At 69.5% G+C, this 20,955-nt stretch carries 20 protein-coding genes; 11 read left to right on the forward strand and 9 right to left on the reverse strand.

Features of this window, described 5'->3' with window-relative positions; all coding sequences use genetic code 11:
• Window positions 1-226: 226 nt before the first annotated feature.
• Together kefF and kefC are read left to right on the forward strand one after the other, a co-directional pair.
• Window positions 227-868, forward strand: a complete 642-nt coding sequence (gene kefF / locus J2739_RS21060; protein WP_309905214.1) for a glutathione-regulated potassium-efflux system oxidoreductase KefF — start codon at window positions 227-229, stop codon at window positions 866-868.
• 4 nt (window positions 869-872) lie between these two features.
• Window positions 873-2,726 (forward strand): glutathione-regulated potassium-efflux system protein KefC, encoded by a 1,854-nt coding sequence (kefC, locus tag J2739_RS21065; protein WP_309905216.1) that lies wholly within the window; start codon window positions 873-875, stop codon window positions 2,724-2,726.
• 92 nt (window positions 2,727-2,818) lie between these two features.
• On the opposite strand, the gene J2739_RS21070 is transcribed toward kefC, so the two are convergent.
• Window positions 2,819-3,685, reverse strand: coding sequence for an amidohydrolase family protein (locus J2739_RS21070; protein WP_309905218.1), 867 nt, complete (start codon window positions 3,683-3,685; stop codon window positions 2,819-2,821).
• A gap of 113 nt (window positions 3,686-3,798) precedes the next feature.
• On the opposite strand from J2739_RS21070, the gene J2739_RS21075 reads away from it, so the two are divergent.
• From J2739_RS21075 to J2739_RS21105, 7 genes are all read left to right on the forward strand, one after another.
• Complete coding sequence (locus tag J2739_RS21075) at window positions 3,799-4,575, forward strand: crotonase/enoyl-CoA hydratase family protein (RefSeq protein ID WP_309905220.1); 777 nt, start codon at window positions 3,799-3,801, stop codon at window positions 4,573-4,575.
• Complete coding sequence (locus J2739_RS21080; protein ID WP_309905222.1) at window positions 4,572-6,440, forward strand: feruloyl-CoA synthase; 1,869 nt, start codon at window positions 4,572-4,574, stop codon at window positions 6,438-6,440. Before J2739_RS21075 ends, J2739_RS21080 begins: the two co-directional genes overlap by 4 nt.
• Window positions 6,437-7,222 carry an SDR family NAD(P)-dependent oxidoreductase gene (locus tag J2739_RS21085; RefSeq protein ID WP_309905224.1) on the forward strand — a complete coding sequence of 262 codons (786 nt, stop codon included), beginning with the start codon at window positions 6,437-6,439 and terminating at the stop codon, window positions 7,220-7,222. The genes J2739_RS21080 and J2739_RS21085 overlap by 4 nt, the downstream gene beginning before the upstream one ends.
• An 86-nt stretch (window positions 7,223-7,308) precedes the next feature.
• Window positions 7,309-8,298 carry a Bug family tripartite tricarboxylate transporter substrate binding protein gene (locus J2739_RS21090; RefSeq protein ID WP_309905226.1) on the forward strand — a complete coding sequence of 330 codons (990 nt, stop codon included), beginning with the start codon at window positions 7,309-7,311 and terminating at the stop codon, window positions 8,296-8,298.
• A 2-nt stretch (window positions 8,299-8,300) separates the two neighbouring features.
• Entirely contained in the window at window positions 8,301-10,001 is a 1,701-nt protein-coding gene (locus J2739_RS21095; RefSeq protein ID WP_309905228.1) for a tannase/feruloyl esterase family alpha/beta hydrolase, read from the forward strand.
• Window positions 9,998-11,719 (forward strand): acyl-CoA dehydrogenase family protein, encoded by a 1,722-nt coding sequence (locus J2739_RS21100; protein ID WP_309905230.1) that lies wholly within the window; start codon window positions 9,998-10,000, stop codon window positions 11,717-11,719. The genes J2739_RS21095 and J2739_RS21100 overlap by 4 nt, the downstream gene beginning before the upstream one ends.
• A gap of 48 nt (window positions 11,720-11,767) precedes the next feature.
• The gene (locus J2739_RS21105; protein WP_309905232.1) at window positions 11,768-12,253 is read left to right on the forward strand and encodes a MarR family winged helix-turn-helix transcriptional regulator; all 486 of its coding nucleotides are present in this window, start codon (window positions 11,768-11,770) and stop codon (window positions 12,251-12,253) included.
• 127 nt (window positions 12,254-12,380) lie between these two features.
• Here J2739_RS21105 and J2739_RS21110 read toward each other — a convergent pair whose 3' ends face one another.
• From J2739_RS21110 to J2739_RS21120, 3 genes are all read right to left on the reverse strand, one after another.
• Window positions 12,381-12,587, reverse strand: coding sequence for a hypothetical protein (locus J2739_RS21110; RefSeq protein ID WP_309905234.1), 207 nt, complete (start codon window positions 12,585-12,587; stop codon window positions 12,381-12,383).
• A 102-nt stretch (window positions 12,588-12,689) separates the two neighbouring features.
• Window positions 12,690-13,448, reverse strand: coding sequence for a sulfite exporter TauE/SafE family protein (locus tag J2739_RS21115; RefSeq protein ID WP_309905235.1), 759 nt, complete (start codon window positions 13,446-13,448; stop codon window positions 12,690-12,692).
• 2 nt (window positions 13,449-13,450) lie between these two features.
• The gene (locus J2739_RS21120; RefSeq protein WP_309905236.1) at window positions 13,451-14,677 is read right to left on the reverse strand and encodes an RtcB family protein; all 1,227 of its coding nucleotides are present in this window, start codon (window positions 14,675-14,677) and stop codon (window positions 13,451-13,453) included.
• Between the two features lie 98 nt (window positions 14,678-14,775).
• On the opposite strand from J2739_RS21120, the gene lhpI reads away from it, so the two are divergent.
• Window positions 14,776-15,744 (forward strand): bifunctional Delta(1)-pyrroline-2-carboxylate/Delta(1)-piperideine-2-carboxylate reductase, encoded by a 969-nt coding sequence (lhpI, locus tag J2739_RS21125; RefSeq protein ID WP_309905238.1) that lies wholly within the window; start codon window positions 14,776-14,778, stop codon window positions 15,742-15,744.
• 59 nt (window positions 15,745-15,803) lie between these two features.
• Here the strand turns inward: lhpI and pcaF are convergent, their stop codons facing one another.
• From pcaF to J2739_RS21140, 3 genes are all read right to left on the reverse strand, one after another.
• Window positions 15,804-17,009, reverse strand: a complete 1,206-nt coding sequence (gene pcaF, locus J2739_RS21130; protein WP_309905240.1) for a 3-oxoadipyl-CoA thiolase — start codon at window positions 17,007-17,009, stop codon at window positions 15,804-15,806.
• Window positions 17,010-17,108: 99 nt separating this feature from the next.
• Window positions 17,109-17,765, reverse strand: coding sequence for a 3-oxoacid CoA-transferase subunit B (locus J2739_RS21135; RefSeq protein ID WP_309905242.1), 657 nt, complete (start codon window positions 17,763-17,765; stop codon window positions 17,109-17,111).
• The gene (locus J2739_RS21140; protein WP_309905244.1) at window positions 17,762-18,463 is read right to left on the reverse strand and encodes a 3-oxoacid CoA-transferase subunit A; all 702 of its coding nucleotides are present in this window, start codon (window positions 18,461-18,463) and stop codon (window positions 17,762-17,764) included. Before J2739_RS21140 ends, J2739_RS21135 begins: the two co-directional genes overlap by 4 nt.
• A 124-nt stretch (window positions 18,464-18,587) precedes the next feature.
• Between J2739_RS21140 and J2739_RS21145 the strand changes: the two genes are divergently transcribed.
• Window positions 18,588-19,370: an IclR family transcriptional regulator domain-containing protein gene (locus J2739_RS21145; RefSeq protein ID WP_309905246.1), complete on the forward strand. Its 783-nt coding sequence runs from the start codon at window positions 18,588-18,590 to the stop codon at window positions 19,368-19,370.
• 102 nt (window positions 19,371-19,472) lie between these two features.
• On the opposite strand, the gene J2739_RS21150 is transcribed toward J2739_RS21145, so the two are convergent.
• Window positions 19,473-19,841, reverse strand: a complete 369-nt coding sequence (locus J2739_RS21150; protein ID WP_309905247.1) for an HU family DNA-binding protein — start codon at window positions 19,839-19,841, stop codon at window positions 19,473-19,475.
• Window positions 19,842-19,975: 134 nt separating this feature from the next.
• Window positions 19,976-20,875, reverse strand: coding sequence for a DMT family transporter (locus J2739_RS21155; RefSeq protein ID WP_309905249.1), 900 nt, complete (start codon window positions 20,873-20,875; stop codon window positions 19,976-19,978).
• Window positions 20,876-20,955: the final 80 nt, after the last annotated feature.

Consider the following 20,955-nt stretch of genomic DNA (forward strand, 5'->3'; position numbering starts at 1 on the left):
TTTATCGGGCCGGGGCCGTCGCCGCTGTAGCTGGTGTGACAGTTCGAAGGGCAGAGCGAGCGCCGAGGCATCGAGCCTTCGCGGATCGGCTCCCACTGCGCCAGGTCGCGCTCGGCCGGGATTGGCGACCAGGACCACCGGCATCACAGGCGCCTTCCACGCTGAAGAGACAGGCGCCATCGTCGCCGCGCCGCCGGCCGTCCGAGTTGCGCTATGTTCGCGGACCATGACCACGACAACCACAGGCCCGGGCCATCCCGCGGGCGGGATCTACCTGCTCGCCGCCCATCCCCACTGGCGCGATTCGCGCGTCAACTGGCAGCTGATGCAGGCGGCGCGCAGCGTGCCCAGGGTCGAGGTCAACGACCTCTATTCCAGCTATCCCGACTACGCGATCGACGTGCAGGCCGAGCAGGCCCGCCTGGCGCACGCCCAGCTGCTGGTGCTGCTGCACCCGATCCAGTGGTACTCGATGCCGGCCTTGCAAAAGCTCTGGCTCGACGAGGTGCTGAGCTACGGCTGGGCCTACGGCGGCGGTACGGCGCTGCAGGGCAAGGACTGCTGGTTGGTCGCCACCACCGGCGGGCCCGAGCGCAGCTACCACCCGCAGAGCTACAACCGCTACTTCTTCGACGCCTTCCTGCCACCGTACGAGCAGACCGCGGCCCTGTGCGGCATGCGCTTCCTGCCGCCGCTCGTGTTCCACGGCGCGCGCAGCGCCAGCCCCGAGGCGCTGGCGGCGCACGTCGACGTCTTCCGCCAGCGCCTGTCGACCTACCCCGACTGGCCGGAGCTGGAGGATCTCGCCGAATGCGCGAGCTGCGAGGTCCCGGCCACCGACCGGCCGCACGAACACACCGAGGCCTGAGCGCATGGAACACGCACCCGCCTGGCTCGTCAATTCCCTGATTTACCTGGGCGCCGCCGTGCTGGTGGTGCCGCTGTCGAAGGCGCTCGGCCTGGGCTCGATCATCGGCTACCTCGCGGCCGGCATCGTCATCGGTCCCTGGGGCCTGGGGCTGGTGACCAATGTCGCGGACATCCTGCACTTCGCCGAGTTCGGCGTGGTGCTGATGCTGTTCCTGGTCGGCCTCGAGCTGGAGCCCAAGCGCCTGTGGAGCCTACGCCGGCCGATCTTCGGCTGGGGCTCGGCGCAAGTGCTCGGCTGCGCGGTCGTTCTCTTCCTGGCCGGCTGGGCCGGTGGCGCGAGCTGGCGCGTGGCCCTGGTCGCGGCGCTGGGCCTGGCGCTGTCCTCCACCGCCATTGCGCTGCAGGTGCTGGGCGAGCGCAACCTGTTGCCCACGCCGAGCGGCCAGGCCGGCTTCTCGATCCTGCTGTTCCAGGACGTGGCGGCGATCCCGATCCTCGCGCTCCTGCCCCTGCTGGCCGCGGGCTCCGACACCGGCCCCACCCTCACCGGCGCCGCCCGCGCGCTGGAGGGGCTGAAGATCGTCGCGGTGGTCGGCGGCATCGTGCTGGGCGGCCGCCTGGTGCTGCGCCCCCTGCTGCGCTGGATCGCGCGCAGCAACACGCCCGAGATCTTCACCGCCGCCTCGCTGCTGCTGGTGGTGGCGATCGCCGCGCTGATGCAGGTCGTCGGACTGTCGATGGCGCTGGGCGCCTTCCTCGCCGGCGTGCTGCTGGCCGAGAGCGAATTTCGCCGCGAGCTCGAGACCGACATCGAGCCCTTCAAGGGCCTGCTGCTGGGCCTGTTCTTCATCGCGGTCGGCATGAGCATCGACTTCGGCGTGCTGTTGGCCCGCCCGGGACTGATGGCGCTGGTCGTGCTCGGCTTCATGCTGCTGAAGGCGGTGGTGATCCTTGCGCTGGCGAAGCTGATGGGCCTGCCCTACCAGCAGCGGCCGGTGTTCACGCTGCTGCTGGCGCAGGGCGGCGAGTTCGCCTTCGTCGTGTTCCAGTCAGCCGGGCCGCAGGTGCTGCCGGCCGGCGTGGCCTCCTTCCTGATCGGCGCGGTGGCGCTGTCGATGCTGCTGTCGCCGCTGCTGCTGGTGGCGCTCGACAAATGGGTGCTGCCGCGCTACAGCGCGGGCCAGCCGGTCACGATGGAGGAGATCTCCGAGCAGCAGGACGCCAAGGTGCTGATCTGCGGCTTCGGCCGCTACGGCCAGATCCTCGGGCGCATGCTCAAGGCCCAGGGCCTGGCCCTGACCATCCTGGACCACGACCCCGACACCATCGAGAGCCTGCGCGAGTTCGGCTTCCGCGTCTTCTACGGCGACGCCACGCGGCTGGACCTGCTGCGCACCGCGGGCGCCGGCACCGCCAAGGTGCTTGTGGTGGCCGTCGACGGCGTGGAGCAGTCACTCGCCATCGTCGACATGGTGCGCGAGCATTTTCCCAACGCGCGCATCATCGCCCGTGCACGCAACGTGGGCCATCTCTACCAGCTGCTGGACCGCAAGGTGGAGTTCATCGAGCGCGAGCTCTTCGAGTCCTCGCTGCGCAGCGCCCGCTCGGTCCTGGAAGGCCTGGGCTGGCCTCCGCACGAGGCGCGCGAAGCCACGATGCGCTTCCGCCGCCGCAACATCGAGCTCATGCACGAGCTCTATCCGCACTACAAGGATCGCGCCAAGCTGATCGCGGCCGCCAAGGAAGGGCGGCAGCAGTTCCAGGAGCAGATGGCACGCGAGCGCGAGGAGCGCAAGCAGCGCGCCGGGCAGGACTGGAATCTGGCGGCGGAGGAAGAGCGGAGCATCGCTGAATGATCAACTGCTGAAGCGGACAGCCCGACGCAGCGCACGCCCTTCGCCAAACCTTCGCGTCCTCTGCGGACGGATGTCCGATCCCGCGTCCCGGCTCAACCCTCCAGCTTCAGCAGCCGCACCGCATTGCCCTTGAGGATGCCCGGCATCACCTCGGGCTTGAAACCGGCCTCCTCGAAGTCCTTCATCCAGCGGTCGGGCGTGATCAGCGGGTAGTCGCTGCCGAACAGGATGCGGTCCTTCAGCAGCGTGTTGGCGTACTGCACCAGTTGCTTCGGGAAATACTTCGGGCTCCAGCCCGACAGGTCGATCCAGACGTTGGGCTTGTGCGTGGCCACGCTCAGCGCCTCGTCCTGCCAGGGGAAGCTGGGATGGGCCATGACGATCTGCATGTCGGGAAAGTCGATCGCCACGTCGTCCAGGTGCATCGGATTGCTGTATTCGAGCCGCAGCCCGCCACCACAACGCATGCCCGAGCCGATGCCGCTGTGGCCGGTATGGAACACGGCCGGCAGGCCATGCTCGGCGATCACCTCGTAGATCGGCCAGGCCATCTTGTCGTAAGGGTGGTAGCCCTGCACCGTCGGGTGGAACTTGAAGCCCTTGACGCCGTGCTCCTCGATCAGCCGCCTCGCCTCGCGCGCGCCCATCTTTCCCTTGTGCGGATCGATGCTGGCGAAGGCGATCATGATGTCGCTGTTCTTCTGTGCCGCCTCGGCGATCTCCTCGTTCGGGATGCGGCGCCGGCCCAGGTTCGACTCCGCATCGACCATGAACATCACCAGCCCGATCTTGCGTTCACGGTAGTAGTCGATGCTTTCCTGGATGGTCGGGCGCCGGCTCGACCTGAAATACTTGTCGGCCGCGCGGTCGTATTCCTCGCCGTAGTTGTCGAAGGGATTCCAGCAGCTCACTTCGGCGTGGGTGTGGGTGTCGATCGCGATCAGGTTGCGGTGGTCCATGGGGTGTCTCCAGCGGCTAGCGACTAAGGGTAAATCCGGGGCCCGAGCCCGTCTACTCGGCTTGAAATAGTTATTTTCCATAACCATAATCGATCATGATCGGGAGCGCAACCATGACCACTGCCACAGACCTTCAACTCGAAATCCGCGACCAGATCGCGATCGTGCGGCTGACGCGGGCCGCCAAGCGCAATGCGCTGTCGGATTCGCTCATCCTCGCCCTGCGCGACACCTTCCAGAACCTGCCTTCGACCGTGCGTGCCGCGGTGATCGACGGCGACGGTCCGCATTTCTGTGCCGGCCTCGATCTCTCCGAGCTGAAGGAGCGCGACGCCGGCCAGGGCCTGCAGCATTCGCGCCTCTGGCATGCGGCGCTCGATGCCTTGCAAAGCGGCCCTGTCCCCGTGATCGCGGCGCTGCACGGCGCGGTGGTGGGCGGCGGGCTGGAGCTGGCGAGCGCCTGCCATATCCGCGTGGCCGATGCCACCACCTTCTACGCGCTGCCCGAAGGCTCGCGCGGCATCTTCGTCGGGGGCGGCGGCTCGGTGCGCATCCCGAAGCTGATCGGCACTGCGCGCATGATGGACATGATGATGACCGGCCGCGTCTACGACGCCGAGGCCGGCGAACGCGCCGGCTTCGCGCAGTACCTGGTCGCCGAGGGCCGCTCCTTCGAGAAGGCACTCGAGCTCGCCCAGCGGGTGGCCGGCAACGCGCCCCTGACCAACTACGCGCTGATGCATGCGCTGCCGCGCATCAGCGAGCAGCCGGCCGACCACGGCTTCTTCACCGAGGCGCTGATCTCCGGCATCGTGCAAAGCGCGCCTGAGGCCAAGGAGCGCGTGCGCGCCTTCCTCGAAGGCCGCGCCAACAAGGTGACGAAGGAATGAACAGCCCCGTGCGCTATCGCCCCCTCGCCTTCGGCGTGACGCGGGCCGTCCTGGCCGAGGGTGCGCCCGGCACGCGCTACCTGCGGGCCGAAGCCACGCTCGCGCCCTATGCCGAGCGCATGACCGACCGCCTGCGCCACTGGGCCGAGGCCGCGCCCGACCGCACCTTCATCGCCCGCCGCGAGCGCCTGCCCGGCGGCGGCACCGGCGACTGGATCCGCGTGAGCTACGCGCAGGCGCACCGCCAGGCCCGCAGCATCGGCGAAGCCCTGCTCGAGCGCGGCCTGGGCGCCGAGCGCCCGGTCGCGATCCTCAGCGAGAACGGCATCGAGCATGCGCTCATGGCCCTGGGCTGCCTCTACGCCGGCGTGCCGTACTGCCCGGTCTCGCCGCCCTACTCGCTGGTGAGCCAGGACTTCGACAAGCTGCGCCATGTGCTGGACACGCTGACGCCCGGCCTGGTGTTCGCGGCCGATGCCCAGCGCTTCGAGCGCGCCATCACGGCCACCGTCCGTGCCGACATCGAGCTGGTATTCGGCGAGGGCGAGATCGCGGGCCGCCCCGCCACCCCCCTCGCGCAGCTGGCCGCCACCCCGGCCACGCCCGCCATCGACGCGGCGATGCAGGCCACCGGCCCCGACACCATCACCAAGTTCCTCTTCACCTCGGGCTCGACCAAGCTGCCCAAGGCGGTGATCAACACGCATCGCATGTGGTGCGCCAACCAGCAGCAGCTGCGCCAGTCGATCCCGGCCCTGGGCGAGGAGCCGCCGGTGCTGGTCGATTGGCTGCCCTGGAACCACACCTTCGGCGGCAACCACAACGTAGGCATCGTGCTGGACAACGGCGGCACGCTCTACATCGACGACGGCAAGCCCACGCATGGCGGCATGGCCGAGACCCTGCGCAACCTGCGCGAGATCGCGCCCACCATCTACTTCAATGTGCCGACCGGCTTCGAGGCCATCGCGCACGCCATGGAAAGCGACGCGGTGCTGCGCAGCAACCTGCTGTCGCGCGTGAAGATGTTCTTCTACTCGGGCGCCGCGCTGGCGCAGCCGGTGTGGGACAGCCTGCACCGCACGCAGGAGGCCGAGGTCGGCGAGCGCATCGTGATGGGCACCGGCCTGGGCATGACGGAGTCGGGGCCCTTCGCCCTCTACGTCACCGGCCCCGAGGTCAAGTCGGGCGACCTGGGCCTGCCGGCGCCGGGCATCGAGATCAAGCTGGTGGACATCGATGGCAAGACCGAGGTGCGCTACCGCGGCCCCAACATCACGCCAGGGTACTGGCGCGCACCCGAGGCCACGGCCGAGGCCTTCGACGAGGAGGGCTTCTTCCGCACCGGCGACGCGGTGGCCTGGATCGACGAAAGCAACATTCACCGCGGCCTGCGCTTCGACGGCCGCATCGCGGAAGACTTCAAGCTCGCCACCGGCACCTTCGTGAGCGTGGGTCCGCTGCGCGCGAAGATCATCGCGGCCGGTGCGCCCTATGTGCAGGATGCGGTGCTGACCGGACTCAACCTCAAGGAGGTCGGCGCGCTGATCTTCCCGACCCAGAAGGTCCGCGAGCTGGCCGGCCTCGCCGCCGATGCCGGCATGCGCGAGGTGGTGCAGAGCGCGCCGGTGCAGGCCCACTTCCAGCGCGTGCTGGACGCGCTCGCCAAGTCCGCTACCGGCAGCGCGAACCGCATCGCACGCCTGCACCTGGAGCACGAGCCGCCCTCGATCGACCGCGGCGAGGTCACCGACAAGGGCTCCATCAACCAGCGCGCCGTGCTCAAGCACCGCGCGGACACCGTCGAGGCCTTCCACGCCGGCAGCCTGCCTTTCACGCTCAAACCCCAAGGAGACACGCCATGAAGATCGAAGGACAAGCCGCACTGGTCACCGGCGGCGCATCGGGCCTGGGCGAGGCGACGGCGCGCGAGCTCGCGCGCCTGGGTGCCAGGGTGGCCGTGCTGGATGTCAACGCCGCGCTGGCCGAGACAGTCGCGGCCAAGCTCGGCGAGGAATTCAGCGCCGGCTGCGCGGTGGCCTGCCCCTGCGACATCACCAACCCGGACAGCGTGAACGCCGCGCTGGACAAGGCCGCCGCGGCCCACGGCGCCGCGCGCATCCTGATGAACGTCGCCGGCATCGGCAGCGCCAAGCGCATCGTCGGCAAGGACGGCAACGCGGCGCCGCTGGAAGACTTCGTGCGTGTGGTCAACGTCAACCTGATCGGCGCCTACAACATCAGCCGGCTCTTCGCGGCGCGCTGCGCGAAGCTCGATCCGCTGGAAGGCGGGGAGCGGGGCGTGATGATGTTCACCGCCTCGGTCGCGGCCTTCGACGGCCAGGTCGGCCAGCAGGCCTACAGCGCCTCGAAGGGCGGCCTGGTGGGCATGACGCTGCCGATGGCGCGCGACCTGGCGCAGCACGGCATCCGGGTCTGCACCATCGCGCCGGGCCTGTTCGCCACGCCGCTGCTGAAGGAGCTGCCGGAGGCCGTCCAGCAATCGCTGGCCGCCTCGATCCCCTTCCCGCCGCGCCTGGGCAAGCCCTCGGAGTTCGCCGAACTGGCCTGCCACTTCGTGACCAACGGCCACCTGAACGGCGAGGTGATCCGCCTCGACGGTGCGCTGCGCATGGCGCCGCGCTGAACATCCAACCGGGGTACGCAGGGGACGCGAAGGGCGTCCGTCGCGTCCGGCAGCCCGAATTCCGATTTCATCAAGGAGACATCGCCATGCAACACCGCCGCCATTTCATGCAAGCCCTGGGCAGCGCCGCCGTCCTGGGTTCCCTGTCGCCGCTCTCGGCCCTCGCCCAGGCGCTGGACCAGGTCAAGATCCTGTACGGCTTTCCCGCCGGCAGCGCCGGCGACAGCGTGGCCCGCCGCGTGGCGGAGAAGCTGGGCGGCACACCCTACAGCAAGAACCCGGGCTTCGTGGAGAACAAGCCCGGCGCGGGCGGCCGCATCGCCATCGAGACGCTGAAGAGCTCGCCGGCCGACGGCTCGGTGCTCACGCTGGCGCCCGTGTCGGCGCTCTCGGTCTATCCCTACATCTATCCCAAGCTCAGCTACAAGCCCGAGGAAGTCACGCCGGTGTCCATCGGCGCCATCATGTTCCACGGCCTGGCGGTGGGCCCGGCAGTGCCGGCCGAGGTGAAGACCTTGAAGGACTTCCTGGCCTGGGCCAAGGCCAATCCGGCGCAGGCCAGCTACGGCTCGCCGGGCGCCGGCTCCATGCCGCACCTGCTGGGCGCGCTGCTGGGGCTGCGCTCGGGGGTGGAGCTCAAGCACGTGCCCTACCGCGGCACCGTGCCCAGCATCACCGACCTGGTGGGCGGCCAGATTTCCGCTGCCATGAATCCCAGCGGCGACTACCTGCAGTACATGAAGGCCGGCCGCGTGCGCGTGCTGGCCACCTCCGGCAAGAAGCGTTCGCCCTACCTGCCGGACGTGCCCACCTTCACCGAGCTGGGCTACCCCGACGTGACCTCCGAAGAGTGGTTCGGCTTCTATGCGCCGGCCAAGACGCCGCCCGCCACCATCGCCGCCGCCAATGCGGCGATCAACGCCGCGCTGAAGGACAAGTCGGTGATCGACGCCCTGGCGCTGGTCGGCCTGGTGGCGCACGGCAGCACGCCGCAGGAGATGGCGGCCGATCAGAAGGCGGAATACGAGCGCTGGGGCCCGCTGGTCAAGCAGATCGGCTTCACCGCCGAGTCCTGACCATGGCGCGGCTGCGTTTCAGCGCACTCGGCCTGGCCGCGGCGCTGGCGGCTTGCAGCGGTGCGGGGCCCGGCGCCCCTGCGCCCCGGCTTTCGGCGGCGCAGCCCGGCTCGCTGCTGTCCTGCACCGACCTGGCCGCCCGGGCCGCGCGGCCGGACACGGTCTACACCCAGGTGGCCGAGGTCGCGGCCGGGCCGGTGACGATCGGCAGCACGAGCCTGCCCGCCCCAGCCCATTGCCTGGTGCAGGGCCGCATGAACGAGCGCGTGAGTCCGGTCGACGGCCAGCGCTATGCCATCGGCTTCGAGATGCGCCTACCGCGCGCCTGGAACGGCCGCTTCTTCTACCAGGCCAATGGCGGCCTGGACGGCGTGGTGGTGCCCGCCCTGGGCGGCATCGGCGGCGGCGGGCCGGTGCGCAGTGCGCTGGAAATGGGCTTTGCCGTCATCAGTGCCGATGCGGGCCATCCCGGCGCGATGGGCCCCCGCTTCGGCCTCGATCCGCAGGCGCGGCTCGACTATGGCTACAACGCCGTCGCGCAGCTCACGCCGATGGCCAAGCACCTCATCGCGCAGGCCTATGGCCGCGGACCCGACCGCTCCTACATCGGCGGCTGCTCCAACGGCGGCCGGCACGCCATGGTGGCCGCCGCCCGCTCGGCGGCGCAGTACGACGGCGTCCTCGCCGGAGACCCCGGCTTCCAGCTGCCCAAGGCCGCGGTGGCGCAGCTCTACGGCGCCCAGCAGTATGCGAAGGCGGCGAGCGCCACCACGCCGGGCGGCCAGCCCGACCTGCAGAGCGCCTTCACGCCGGCCGAGCTGCAGCTGGTGGCCAGGCGCGTGCTCGCGCGCTGCGACGCGCTGGACGGGCTGGCCGACGGCATCGTGTCGGACCTGAAGGCCTGCCAGGCGCGCTTCAGGCTCGACAGCGACGTGCCCACCTGCACCGGCTCGCGCGATGGCACTTGCCTCGCGCCGGCGCAGAAGAGCGCCCTCGCCAACGTGTTCGCGGGCGCACGCAACAGCAGCGGCAAGCCGATCTACAGCAGCTTCCCCTTCGACGCCGGCATCTCCGGCAGCAACTGGCGCGAATGGAAGTTCGCCAGCCCGGCGACGCGCGACGCCGGCGCCGTGGCCTTCATCTTCAGCACGCCGCCGCTGGCGGATCGGCCCGCCGGCCTGCCCTTCGCGCTGGGCTTCGACATGGACCGCGATGCGCCGCTGATCGACGCCACCGGCGGCCCGTTCCGCACCTCTGCCATGGGCTTCATGGCACCGCCCGATGCGGCCAGGCTCGACGCCCTGCACGACCGCGGCGCGAAGATGATCGTCTACCACGGCACCAGCGATCCGGTGTTCTCCGCCGACGACACGGCCGCCTGGTACGAGCGCCTGCAGTCGACCCACGCCGGCGATGCGGCCTCCTTCGCGCGCTACTTCCCCGTGCCCGGCATGAACCATTGCGCCGGCGGCCCCGCCACCGACCAGTTCGACATGCTGAGCGCCCTGGTCGACTGGGTCGAGCAGGGCCGGGCACCGCAGTCCATCACCGCCAGTGCACGCGGGCCGGGCCCCGGCGTCGTCAACGCCGAGGTGCCGGCCGACTGGTCGCCGCGCCGCACCCGCCTGCTGTGCCCCTATCCGCGCGTCGCGGCCTACACCGGCGGCGATCCGGAGGCCGCTTCCAGCTTCACCTGCCGATGAACTACCAGCCCCATGCCGACGACCAGCGCTTCCTGCTCGAGGCCGTGCTCGGCGCCACGCCGCGCCTGCGCGAACTCCGCCCCTTCGCCGAATTCGACGATGCCTTGCAGGCCCAGGTGCTCGAGGAGGCCGGCAAGTTCGTGGCCGAGGCGATCGCGCCGCTGAATCGCACGGGCGACGAGACGGGCTGCCGCTTCGAAGACGGCGAGGTGCACGTGCCGCCCGGATTCCGGGAGGCCTACGCGGGCCTGGTCGAAGGCGGCTGGCTCGCGCTCTCCGCGGCGCCGGAAGACGGCGGGCAGGGCCTGCCGGCGGTGCTCGAAGCCATCCTCTTCGAATGGCTGAGTGCCGCCAACCACGGCCTCACGATGGCGCCCGGCCTGCTCCACGGCGCCTACGAGTGCCTCAGGCACCACGGCAGCGAGGCCCTCAAGGCACGTTACCTGCCGAAGATCGCGAGCGGCGAGTGGCTGGCCACCATGTGCCTGACCGAAGCCCATGCCGGCAGCGACCTGGGCCAGGTCCGCACGCGCGCCGTGCCCCAGCCCGACGGCAGCTTCCGGGTCAGCGGCGGCAAGATCTTCATCTCCGGCGGCGAGCACGACCTGACGCCGAACATCGTGCACCTGGTGCTGTGCCGGCTGCCCGACGCGCCCGCCGGCCCCAAGGGCCTGTCGCTGGTGCTGGTGCCCAAGCAGCTGCCGGACGGCCTGCGCAACGCGGTGCACTGCGAGCGCATCGAGGAAAAGATGGGCCTGCACGGCAGCCCCACCTGTGTGATGCGCTTCGACGACGCCACCGGCTGGCTGGTCGGCGAGGCGAATCGCGGCCTGGCCGCGATGTTCGTGATGATGAACGCCGCGCGCCTGCACGTGGCGCTGCAGGGCATCGGCCTGCTCGACGCCGCCTGGCAGAAGGCCGACGCCTATGCCCGCGAGCGCCGCCAGATGCGGGCCCCGGGCCCCGCCCCGGCCAGCCGCGGCCCCGAGGCTGCCGACCTGATCGCCGAGCACCCGGCGGTACGCCGCATGCTCGAGACACAGCGCGCCTGGGTCGACGGCGCGCGCCTGCTGGCCTACCGCACCGCGCTGCAGCTGGACATCGCGCGCCACGACGCCGACCCCGCGCGCCGCGAGCGCGCCGAGCGCGCGTGCGCGCTCGTCACGCCGGTGCTGAAGGCCGCCTGCACGCAACAGTCCTTCGAAGGCGCCAGCGCCTGCCTGCAGGTCTTCGGCGGCCACGGCTACGTGCGCGAATGGGGCATCGAGCAGGTGCTGCGCGATGCCCGCGTGACCATGATCTACGAGGGCACCAACGAAATCCAGGCCATCGACCTGGTGGTGCGCAAGCTGCTGCCCGATGGCGGCGCCGGCATGGCGAGCCTGCTGATCGAGCTGCGCGACGAGCTCGATGCCGCGCGCGAGTTCGACGCCGAGGTGCAGCGCCGCTTCGCGCAGCTGCGCTACGTCGGCACCACGGTCGCCCTGGCGGCGCAGCGCGATCCCGCGCTCGCGTACGAGGTGGCCGACGACTACCTGCGGGTGGTGGCGATCGCCCTGCTGGCCTGGGCCTGGGCGCGCATCGGGCATGCCGCGCCCCAGACCTCGCGCTGGACGGCGCCCGCGGAGGCCTTTCGCCGCTTCGTGCTGCCGGAGTTCGAGATGCGGCTCGGCATGGTCAAGCGCGCCTGCGAGGCGGTCATCTCACCGGCCACGTAGGGGGCACGCCCCTACGCCCGCCGTGCAAACGCAGTTAGGCTCTGGCCCATGCCAGCCCCGCGCAAGAAAGCCGCCGTTCCCGCAGTTTCCGTCCCGCCGTCGCGCCCGGACCGGCTCGACACCCGGGTTCTCGAGGCCCTGGTCGGGTACAACGCCCGCCGCGCCTGGCTGACGGTGAGCACGGTGTTCGCGGAGCGCATGGCGGTCTACGGCCTCAAGCAGGTGGACTTTTCAGTGCTGTCGCTGCTCGCGCACAACCCCGGCGCCACCTCGCGCCAGCTCTGCGCCACCCTGGACATCCTGCCGCCCAACCTGGTCAGCCTGATCTCCGCGATGGACAGCCGCGGCCTGATCGAACGGCGCCCCCACCCCTACGACGGCCGCGCCATCGGCCTGTACCTGACGCCGGCCGGCGAGTCGCTGGTGCACGAGGCCGAGCGCACGGTGGTCGAGCTGGAAGCGGAAGCCAGCGCCAAGCTCACGGCGCGCGAGCGCGAGACGCTGATCCGGCTGCTGCAGAAGATCTACCACTGAAGAGCCGGGCGGGATGCGTTCCGGCGCGGAAAGCCGGGCGCGCCGGAAGGGCCCGGCCAACTCCCGCACCCGGCGAGCGCCGCGATCGGAAGCTCGATCGGCCGTCAGGACAACGTACGCGACGGGCTCACCAGAATTTCCACCAGGGCGCCGAGGCGGAGGAACGTGCCGGTGGCAGGGGTTGCAGGCCCGTGTCGCGAATGCGGCGGCGCTGTTCGGCCTCGAGCGCCTGCGCCATGCGATGCGCCAGCTGGTCGCCCTGCATGGCGCGGATGCGCCATTCGGCAGCCAGGCTTTGCAGCTCGGAATCCTCGAGCTTGGCAGGCGTCGTCATCGATTCGGACATACGTGAAATTTTGCACACGCGAGGACGACGCGGCAATCGTAGAGCTTTGCATTACATCCTCAATCAGGCCTATGTCGGAAGGCCTGTTCGTCATGCCGAGAAGCCGTCCCAACTCAGCTTGAGCCCTGTCAGCAGCATGCCGAGATACACGAAGCGATAGAACCAGGCCGCATCGATGCGCCGCGCAATCCGGATGCCGAGCCACACGCCCAGCGGCGCGATCGGCAGCAGCACCAGCGAGGTCGCCATGTTGCGCCAGTCGAGCAGGCCGAGCCAGGCATAGGGAAGCCACTTGCTCAGGTTCACCACGAAGAAGAAATAGGCGAGCGTCGCCGTATACGCCACCGGCGTCAGCCGCAGCGGAATCACGTAGGCATTGACGGGCGGACCGCCGGCGTGCGCGATGAAGCTGGTGAAGCCGCCGATGGCCGTCAAGACGGCACCGGTGGTTTTCGAGGGCGGCGGCGCGTCGGAACGCGGCGGGAAGAGCAGCCGCTGCGCGAGGAACAGCAGCGTGAAGACGCCGACGACGCCCGCCACCGTGTGCGGGGGCAACACCCGGAACAGTACCGTGCCGATCAACGTGCCCACCAGGCCGAAGGGAATCAGGAAATACAGCAGCGACCGATCGAAGTCGCGGCGGAAGGCGGCGATGCCCAGCAGGTCCATCAGCAGCAGCACCGGCATCAGGATCGCCGCCGCTTGCGGCACCGTGACCGCCAGGGCCAGCAGGGGCACCGCGAGCGAGCCGAAGCCGGCACCGAATCCGCTCTTGCTGACGCCGAGCATGAGCACGGCGGGAACCGCGACCGCATAGAAATGCCAGTCGTTGATGATGGGGAGGTCCATCCCTAACCTTTCACGCACACCACCTGCTTGAGCGTGTACACCACCTCCACCAGGTCCTTCTGCGCTTCCATCACCGCGTCGATGTCCTTGTAGGCCATCGGGATCTCGTCGATCACGTCGGCGTCCTTGCGGCATTCGACGCCGCGGGTTGCGGCGATCTGGTCCGCCACGGTGTAGAGCTTCTTGGCCCTGGTGCGGCTCATCGTGCGGCCGGCGCCGTGGCTGCAGCTCATGAAGCTTTCCGGGTTGCCCTTGCCGCGCACGATGTAGCTCTTGGCGCCCATGCTGCCGGGGATGATCCCCAGCTCGCCGGCCTTCGCGCTCACCGCGCCCTTGCGGGTCACCAGCACCTCCTGGCCGAAGTGCGTCTCGCGCTGCACGTAGTTGTGGTGGCAGTTCACCGCTTCCACCTGCGACTCGAAGGCCTTGCCGATCACCTTGCGCGCGGCCGCGACCACGCGCCGCATCATCACCTCGCGGTTGGCGAGCGCGAAGCGCTGGGCCCAGCCGACGGCGCGCACGTAGTCGCCGAAGTAGCGGGCACCTTCCTCGAAGTAGGCCAGGTCCTGGTCGGGCAGGTTGCGCTGGTGCTGCTCGGCGTCTTTCTTCGCGAGCTCGATGAAGTGGGTGCCGATGGCATTGCCCACGCCGCGCGAACCCGAATGCAGCATGAACCACACCGACCCCGCTTCGTCGAGGCAGACCTCGATGAAGTGGTTGCCCGTGCCCAGCGTTCCCAGGTGCTTGTGGTTGTTGGTGTTCTTCAGGCGCGGATAGCTTTCGCAGATCGCCTCGAACTCGTCGACCAGGCCGGCCCAGGCGGCATCGGTCTCGGCGGGCGGCGTTTCCCAGGCGCCCTTGTCGCGGCCCATGCGCCTGGGGTTGCTGCCGTGCGGCACGGCCTTCTCGATCGCCGAGCGCAGCGGGCCCAGGTTGTCGGGCAGGTCGTTGGCATGCAGCGTGGTCTTGCAGGCCATCATTCCGCAGCCGATGTCCACGCCGACCGCGGCCGGGATGATGGCCCTGAAGGTCGGGATGACCGAGCCGACCGTCGCGCCGATGCCGTAGTGCACGTCGGGCATGGCCGCGATGTGCCTGAACACGATGGGCAGGCGGGCCGCGTTCTCCAGTTGCTTGCGCGCCTCGTCCTCGACCGGCACGCCGCGGGTCCACATCTTCACCGGCACGCCGCGCTCGACCGGGTGTACTTCGTAGTTCTCTTCTTGCATGGCATTTCGTCCCTTCGGTCGGGGGCCGGCTGTACCCTCCCCGACTCACACGTACGGGCTCCAATGGCGCCCATTGTCATCCCGCCCGAGGACCTGCCATGCAGCATTTCGACGCCGACGCCACCCGTGGCGCCCTGGATTTCGCGCAACTGATTCCCGCATTGCAGGCGGCGTTCGCGGGGGAGGCCACCGTCCCGCCGCGCCACGTGCACGCCGTCGAGGCGGGCAGCGACCGCGGCACGGTGCTGATCATGCCGGCCTGGAGCGAGGCGGGCTTCCTCGGCATCAAGACCATCAACATCTTTCCCGGCAACGGCGCGCGCGGCCTGCCGGGGCTGCACGCGACCTACGTCCTCTACGACGCGCACACCGGCGTGCCGCTCGCGATGATGGACGGCAACGAGATCACCGCGCACCGCACGGCGGCGGCCTCGGCGCTGGGCGCATCTTTTCTTGCGCGAAGGGATGCACGTCGACTGCTCGTGCTGGGCACTGGCCGCGTCGCGCGGCTGCTGCCGGCCGCCCATGCCCGCGCACGCCGAATCGAGGAGGTGTGGGTCTGGAATCACCGTCCCGAAGGCGCGGAGGCCCTGGCGGCGCAATGGCGCGGCGAAGGCTGGAATGCGCGCGCCGTGCCCGTGCTGGAAACCGCCGTGCGCAGCGCCGACATCGTGAGCTGCGCGACGCTCGCAACCTCGCCGCTGGTGAGGGGCGAGTGGCTCGCGCCGGGTTCGCACCTCGACCTGATCGGCAGCTTCACGCCGCAGATGCGCGAGGCCGACGCGGCTTGCTTTGCCGGCGCGCAGACTTTCGTGGATACCGGCGAGGCCTTGCTGAAGGCCGGCGATCTGCTCGATGCGATCGCGGCCGGCACGCTGGCGCCCGATGCGGTACAGGCCACGCTCGCCGACCTGTGCAAGGGCCGCCATGCGGGGCGCGCGAACGCCACCGGGCGCACCGTCTTCAAGGCCGTCGGCAGCGCACTCGAGGATCTCGCGGCCGCCACGCTGGTGTGGCAGGCCGCGGATCAGGGCACGCTCGCTCCAACCAACGCTTCGCCTGCCTGATCACCTCGCCGAAGCGCCGAGCGGGCGACTCGCAGCGGCCTGCGCCGCGGCGCATTCCTTCAGACGCGTTCGAGGATGACCGCGATGCCCTGGCCCACGCCGATGCACATGGTGCACAGCGCATAGCGCCCGCCGCCCTTGTGCAGCTGGTTGACCGCGGTGGTCGCCAACCGCGCGCCGCTGGCGCCCAGCGGATGCCCCAGCGCGATCGCGCCACCGTTGATGTTGACGCGTGCGTCGTCGTCCTTCAGGCCCAGCAGGCGCAGCACCGCGAGGCCTTGCGCGGCGAAGGCTTCGTTGAGCTCGATCACGTCGATCTGCTCCAGCTTCAGGCCGGTGAGCTTCAGCACCTTCTCGGTGGCCGGCGCCGGGCCGATGCCCATCACGCGCGGCGGCACGCCGGCGGTGGCCATGCCGACCACGCGGGCGCGCGGCGTCAGGCCGTGCCTGGCCGCACTCGCCTCGTCGGCCAGCAGCAGCGCGCAGGCACCGTCGTTCACGCCGCTGGCGTTGCCGGCGGTCACCGTGCCGTCGGGGCGCACCACGCCCTTGAGCTTGGCGAGCGCCTCCAGGCTGGTGTCGCGCGGATGCTCGTCCTTGTTCACGACGATCGCGTCGCCCTTCTTCTGCGGCACCGTCACCGGCACGATCTCGGCATCGAAGAAGCCCGACTTCTGCGCCGCCACGGCGCGCTGCTGCGAGGCCAGCGCCATCTTGTCCTGCGCCTCGCGCTCGATCTTGTGGTCGGTGGCGACGTTCTCCGCGGTCTCCGGCATCGAATCGACGCCGTACTGCGCCTTCATGAGCTTGTTGACGAAGCGCCAGCCGATGGTGGTGTCGTAGACCGCGTTGCTGCGGCTGAAGGCGCTCTCGGCCTTGGGCATCACGAAGGGCGCACGGCTCATGCTCTCGACGCCGCCGGCAATCATGAGCCCGGCCTCGCCGGCCTTGATGGCGCGCGCCGCGCTGCCCACGGCGTCCAGGCCCGAGCCGCACAGGCGGTTGATGGTGCCGCCGCCGACTTCGAGGGGAAGCCCGGCCAGCAGCGCCGACATGCGCGCGACGTTGCGGTTGTCCTCGCCGGCCTGGTTGGCGCAGCCGTAGAGCACGTCGGCCACGGCCTGCCAGTCGACGTTCTTGTTGCGCTCCATGAGTGCCTTGAGCGGCACGGCGCCCAGGTCATCGGCGCGCACGCCGGAAAGCGAGCCGCCGTAGCGGCCGAAGGGGGTGCGAACGGCGTCGCAGATGAAGGCTTGGGTGGTCATGGTGTGTGTCTCTCAGGAAGGAAGTCGATACGGAAAGCCGACGGCAGAGATCGCAGAGGTTTCGCAGAAGCGCCTTCCGCCTTCGGGCGGTCCGCCTTTTTACGCAGCGATCGGCAACCCGACCAGCTTCTCGAGCTCTGCATGCGCGAGCCCCTCGACCTTGTCGATGAGCTTGAGCCCCGCAGGCGTGCATTCGAGCGTGGCGAGGTCGGAGTACACGCGCTTCACGCAGCCGATGCCGGTCAGCGGATAGGTGCACTGCGCGACGATCTTGCTCTCGCCCTTCTTGGTGAGCAAGTCCATCATGACCCAGGTCTGCTTGGCGCCGATGGCCAGGTCCATCGCGCCCCCGACGGCGGGGATGGCACCCTCCTCGCCCGTGCTCCAGTTGGCGAGGTCGCCGGTGGCCGAGACCTGGAAGGCGCCCAGCACGCAGATGTCCAGGTGGCCGCCGCGCATCATCGCGAAGCTGTCGGCATGGTGGAAGTAGGCGCCGCCCGGCAGCAATGTGACCGGCTGCTTGCCGGCGTTGATGAGGTCGTAGTCCTCCTGCCCGGCGGCCGGCGCCGGGCCCATGCCGAGGATGCCGTTCTCGCTGTGCAGGATGACTTCGCGCCCCGCCGGCAGGTGGTTGGCCACCAGCGTGGGCTGGCCGATGCCGAGGTTGACGACGGCGCCGTCGAAGATGTCCTGCGCGACCCGGGCGGCAAGCTGGTCCTTGGTGCGGCGCTGGTAATGGCTGGTGCTCATGGTCATGCTGCCTTCTTGAAGCCGCCGGCTTGCGTTGCCACGCGGTCGATCTTGACGATCTTGCTGACGAAGATGCCGGGGGTGACGATGGTCTCGGGATCCATCGCGCCCAGCTCGACGATCTCGTGCACGGTGGCGATGGTGCGTTCGGAGGCCATGGCCATCACCGGGCCGAAGTTGCGCGCCGCCTTGCGGTAGGTGAGGTTGCCCCAGCGGTCGCCCTGCTCGGCCTTGACCAGCGCCACGTCGCCGCGGATCGGGTACTCCAGCACGTAGGGCTTGCCGTCGATGACGCGCGTCTCGCGCTCGCCGGCCAGTTGCGTGCCATAGCCCGTCGGGCAGAAGAAGGCACCGACGCCCGCGCCGGCCGCGCGGATGCGCTCGGCCAGGTTGCCCTGCGGCACCAGTTCGAGCTCCAGCTTGCCGGAACGGTAGAGCTCGTCGAACACGTAGCTGTCGGCTTGGCGCGGGAAGCTGCAGATGATCTTGCGCACCCGCCCGGCCTTGAGCAGCGCAGCCAAGCCGGTGTCGCCATTGCCGGCGTTGTTGTTGACGACCGTGAGCTCCTTGGCGCCTTGCTCGATGAGGCCGTCGATGAGCTCGTTGGGGATGCCGGCCGTGCCGAAGCCGCCGATGAGGACCGTGGCGCCGTCGGGGATGCCGGCCATGGCATCGGCGATCGAGCCGGCGATCTTGTTGATCATGAATCTGTCTCCGGAGTAAGGGAAAAGCCGAAGGCCTCGGCTTCAGGCGTGGAGCACAATGTTCCCGGTTGTTCGTATATCGAACATGTGTTCGTATAATGAATTCTAAAGAAGATCGCTTCGCATGGCAACCCAAAAAGAATCCACTGCCCCCACGCCCGGGGACCGCTACGTCCAGTCCTTCGCACGCGGGCTGCAGGTCATCCGCTCCTTCAGCGAGCGCGCGCCGCGCCAGACGCTCAGCGAAGTCGCGGCCGCGACCGGGCTCACCCGCGCCGGGGCGCGGCGCATCCTGCTCACGCTGCAGACGCTGGGCTATGTGGACTTCGACGGCAAGCTGTTCGCGCTCACGCCGCGCATCCTCGACCTGGGCTTCGCCTACCTGTCGTCGATGCCGATCTGGAACCGCGCCGAACCGGTGATGGAGGCACTGGTGCAGCGAGTGCAGGAATCCTGCTCGGCCGCGGTGCTGGACGACACCGACATCGTCTATGTGCTGCGCGTGCCCATCCACAAGATCATGCGCATCAGCCTGGGGGTGGGCTCGCGCCTGCCGGCGTGGTGCACCTCCATGGGCCGGCTGCTGCTGGCCGACCTGGACGACGATGCGCTGCGAGCGCGGCTTGCGGCTTCGAGCATCGAGCCGCTCACGCGCCACACGCTCACCGACATCGACGCGATCGTCGCCAGGGTGCTGCAGGCGAGGCGCCAGCGCTGGTGCCTGGTCAACCAGGAGCTCGAGGAAGGCCTGATCTCCATCGCCGCGCCGATCGTGGACCGCGCCGGCCGCATGGTGGCCGCGCTCAACATCAGCGGACAGGCCAACCGCACCAGCGCCAAGGTGATGCAGGAGACGATGCTGCCGGCGCTGGTCGGGGCGGCGCAGGACATCTCGCGCCTGCTCTGAGTCCTGCGGCGAACGCATCGCCAAACAAGAAAGCCGCCCGTGGGCGGCTTCGATCCGGCGCCCCTGCCCTCGTGCAGAGCAGGCGCTCGCCTGGGCTTACTCTTACTTCTTCTTGGCCGCGGCCTTCTTCGGCGCAGCAGCAGCCTTCTTCACGGCGGGCTTGGCCGCCGCCTTCTCGGCCTTGCGCTTGGCGGCCTTCGGATCGATGGCGGCCTTGAAGGCGGCGCCGGGCACGAACTTCGGCACCTTGGTGGCGGCGATCTTGATCTTCGTGCCTGCCTGGGGGTTGAAGCCGGAGCGCGCGGCGCGGGCGACCTGCTTGAAGGTGCCGAAGCCGACGAGCTGGACCGGGTCGTCCTTCTTCACTGCGTTGACGATGGCGCTGGTGACTGTTTCGAGGACGCGCGCGGCTTCGGCCTTGCTCAGGGTGTGGGCGGTGGCGATCTTCTCGACCAGTTCGATTCGGTTCATTCAAAGTTCCTTGATTTGGGACACGCCGCGTTGCCTGCAGCGGCCCCGGCCGATGCCGGGGCGGGCGGAGTGTACTGGGCTCCGCGGCACGGGCCTCGCGGGAAGGTTCAGCCGCCGCCGACGAAGTGGATCGCTCAGGCCTGCGGGAAAGCCTTGGCCCGCTGCAGGGACCATCCGAGCGTCATCCCGGCAGCGGCAACCAGGATGGCCGCTGACCCGACGAGCTGCAGCGGCTTGAGCCGGTGATCGAAGGCGACGAAGTCCACCACCATCGCGACGATCGGGTAGAGGAAGGACAGCACACCCACCGAATGCGTCGGCAGCTTCTGGATCGCGCCGTAAAGGAGCGCGAACACCAGGCCGGTGTAGACCGCGCCCATCACCAGGAAATCGCCCCAGACCCGGTAGCCGGAGGGGAGGTTCGTCAGGTCCGCGAAGGGCGCGATCATGAGGATGCCGACGCAGACATGGATCAACGCGATGAGGTGCGGCGGCGTGTCGCCGAGCTTCTTGGTCACGATCGCGGCGATGGCGTAGAAGAACGCCGCGCCGAGGGCCATCAGGACCCCGGCGATATAGGCGGAGTCCGGACCGGCATAGGCGGCCGCGGACGGCCGGGCCTCCACGATGAGCAGCACGCCCGCGAACGCAATGCCGAGCCAGCCGAGCTTGGCGGCCGTGATGCGCTCGGCGAAGAAGAGCGCGCCGAGGCCGATCAGCATGAAGGGCTGTGTGTTGTAGACGGCGATGGCCACGGAGATCGAGGCGCGCGAGAAGGAGGCGAAGATCAGGAGCCAGTTGAGCACGATGGCCACGCCGCCGATGGCGGCCCAGCCGACCTGCCCGAGCGTGAGCCTGCCGCGCAGCGACCCCGTGAAGGCGCAGACCACCAGCAGCGTCGCCGCCCCGAAGACGCAGCGCCAGAACAGCAACTGGATGACCGGCTGCCCGGAGTAGACGACGAACCAGCCGATGGTTCCGGAGATCAGCATGGCCGCCATCATCTGGAGCGTGCCGGCAATTTTCTTGTTCATGCGGGGGTGGCGCTTCGGTCGGGGTGTGAGTCCGCTATTGTGACCTCAGCCCCCCGGGACAACCCTCTGGCCCGCCGCTT

The sequence above is a fragment of the Variovorax soli genome (genome assembly GCF_031454625.1).
GTDB classification, from domain to species: domain Bacteria; phylum Pseudomonadota; class Gammaproteobacteria; order Burkholderiales; family Burkholderiaceae_C; genus Variovorax; species Variovorax soli_A.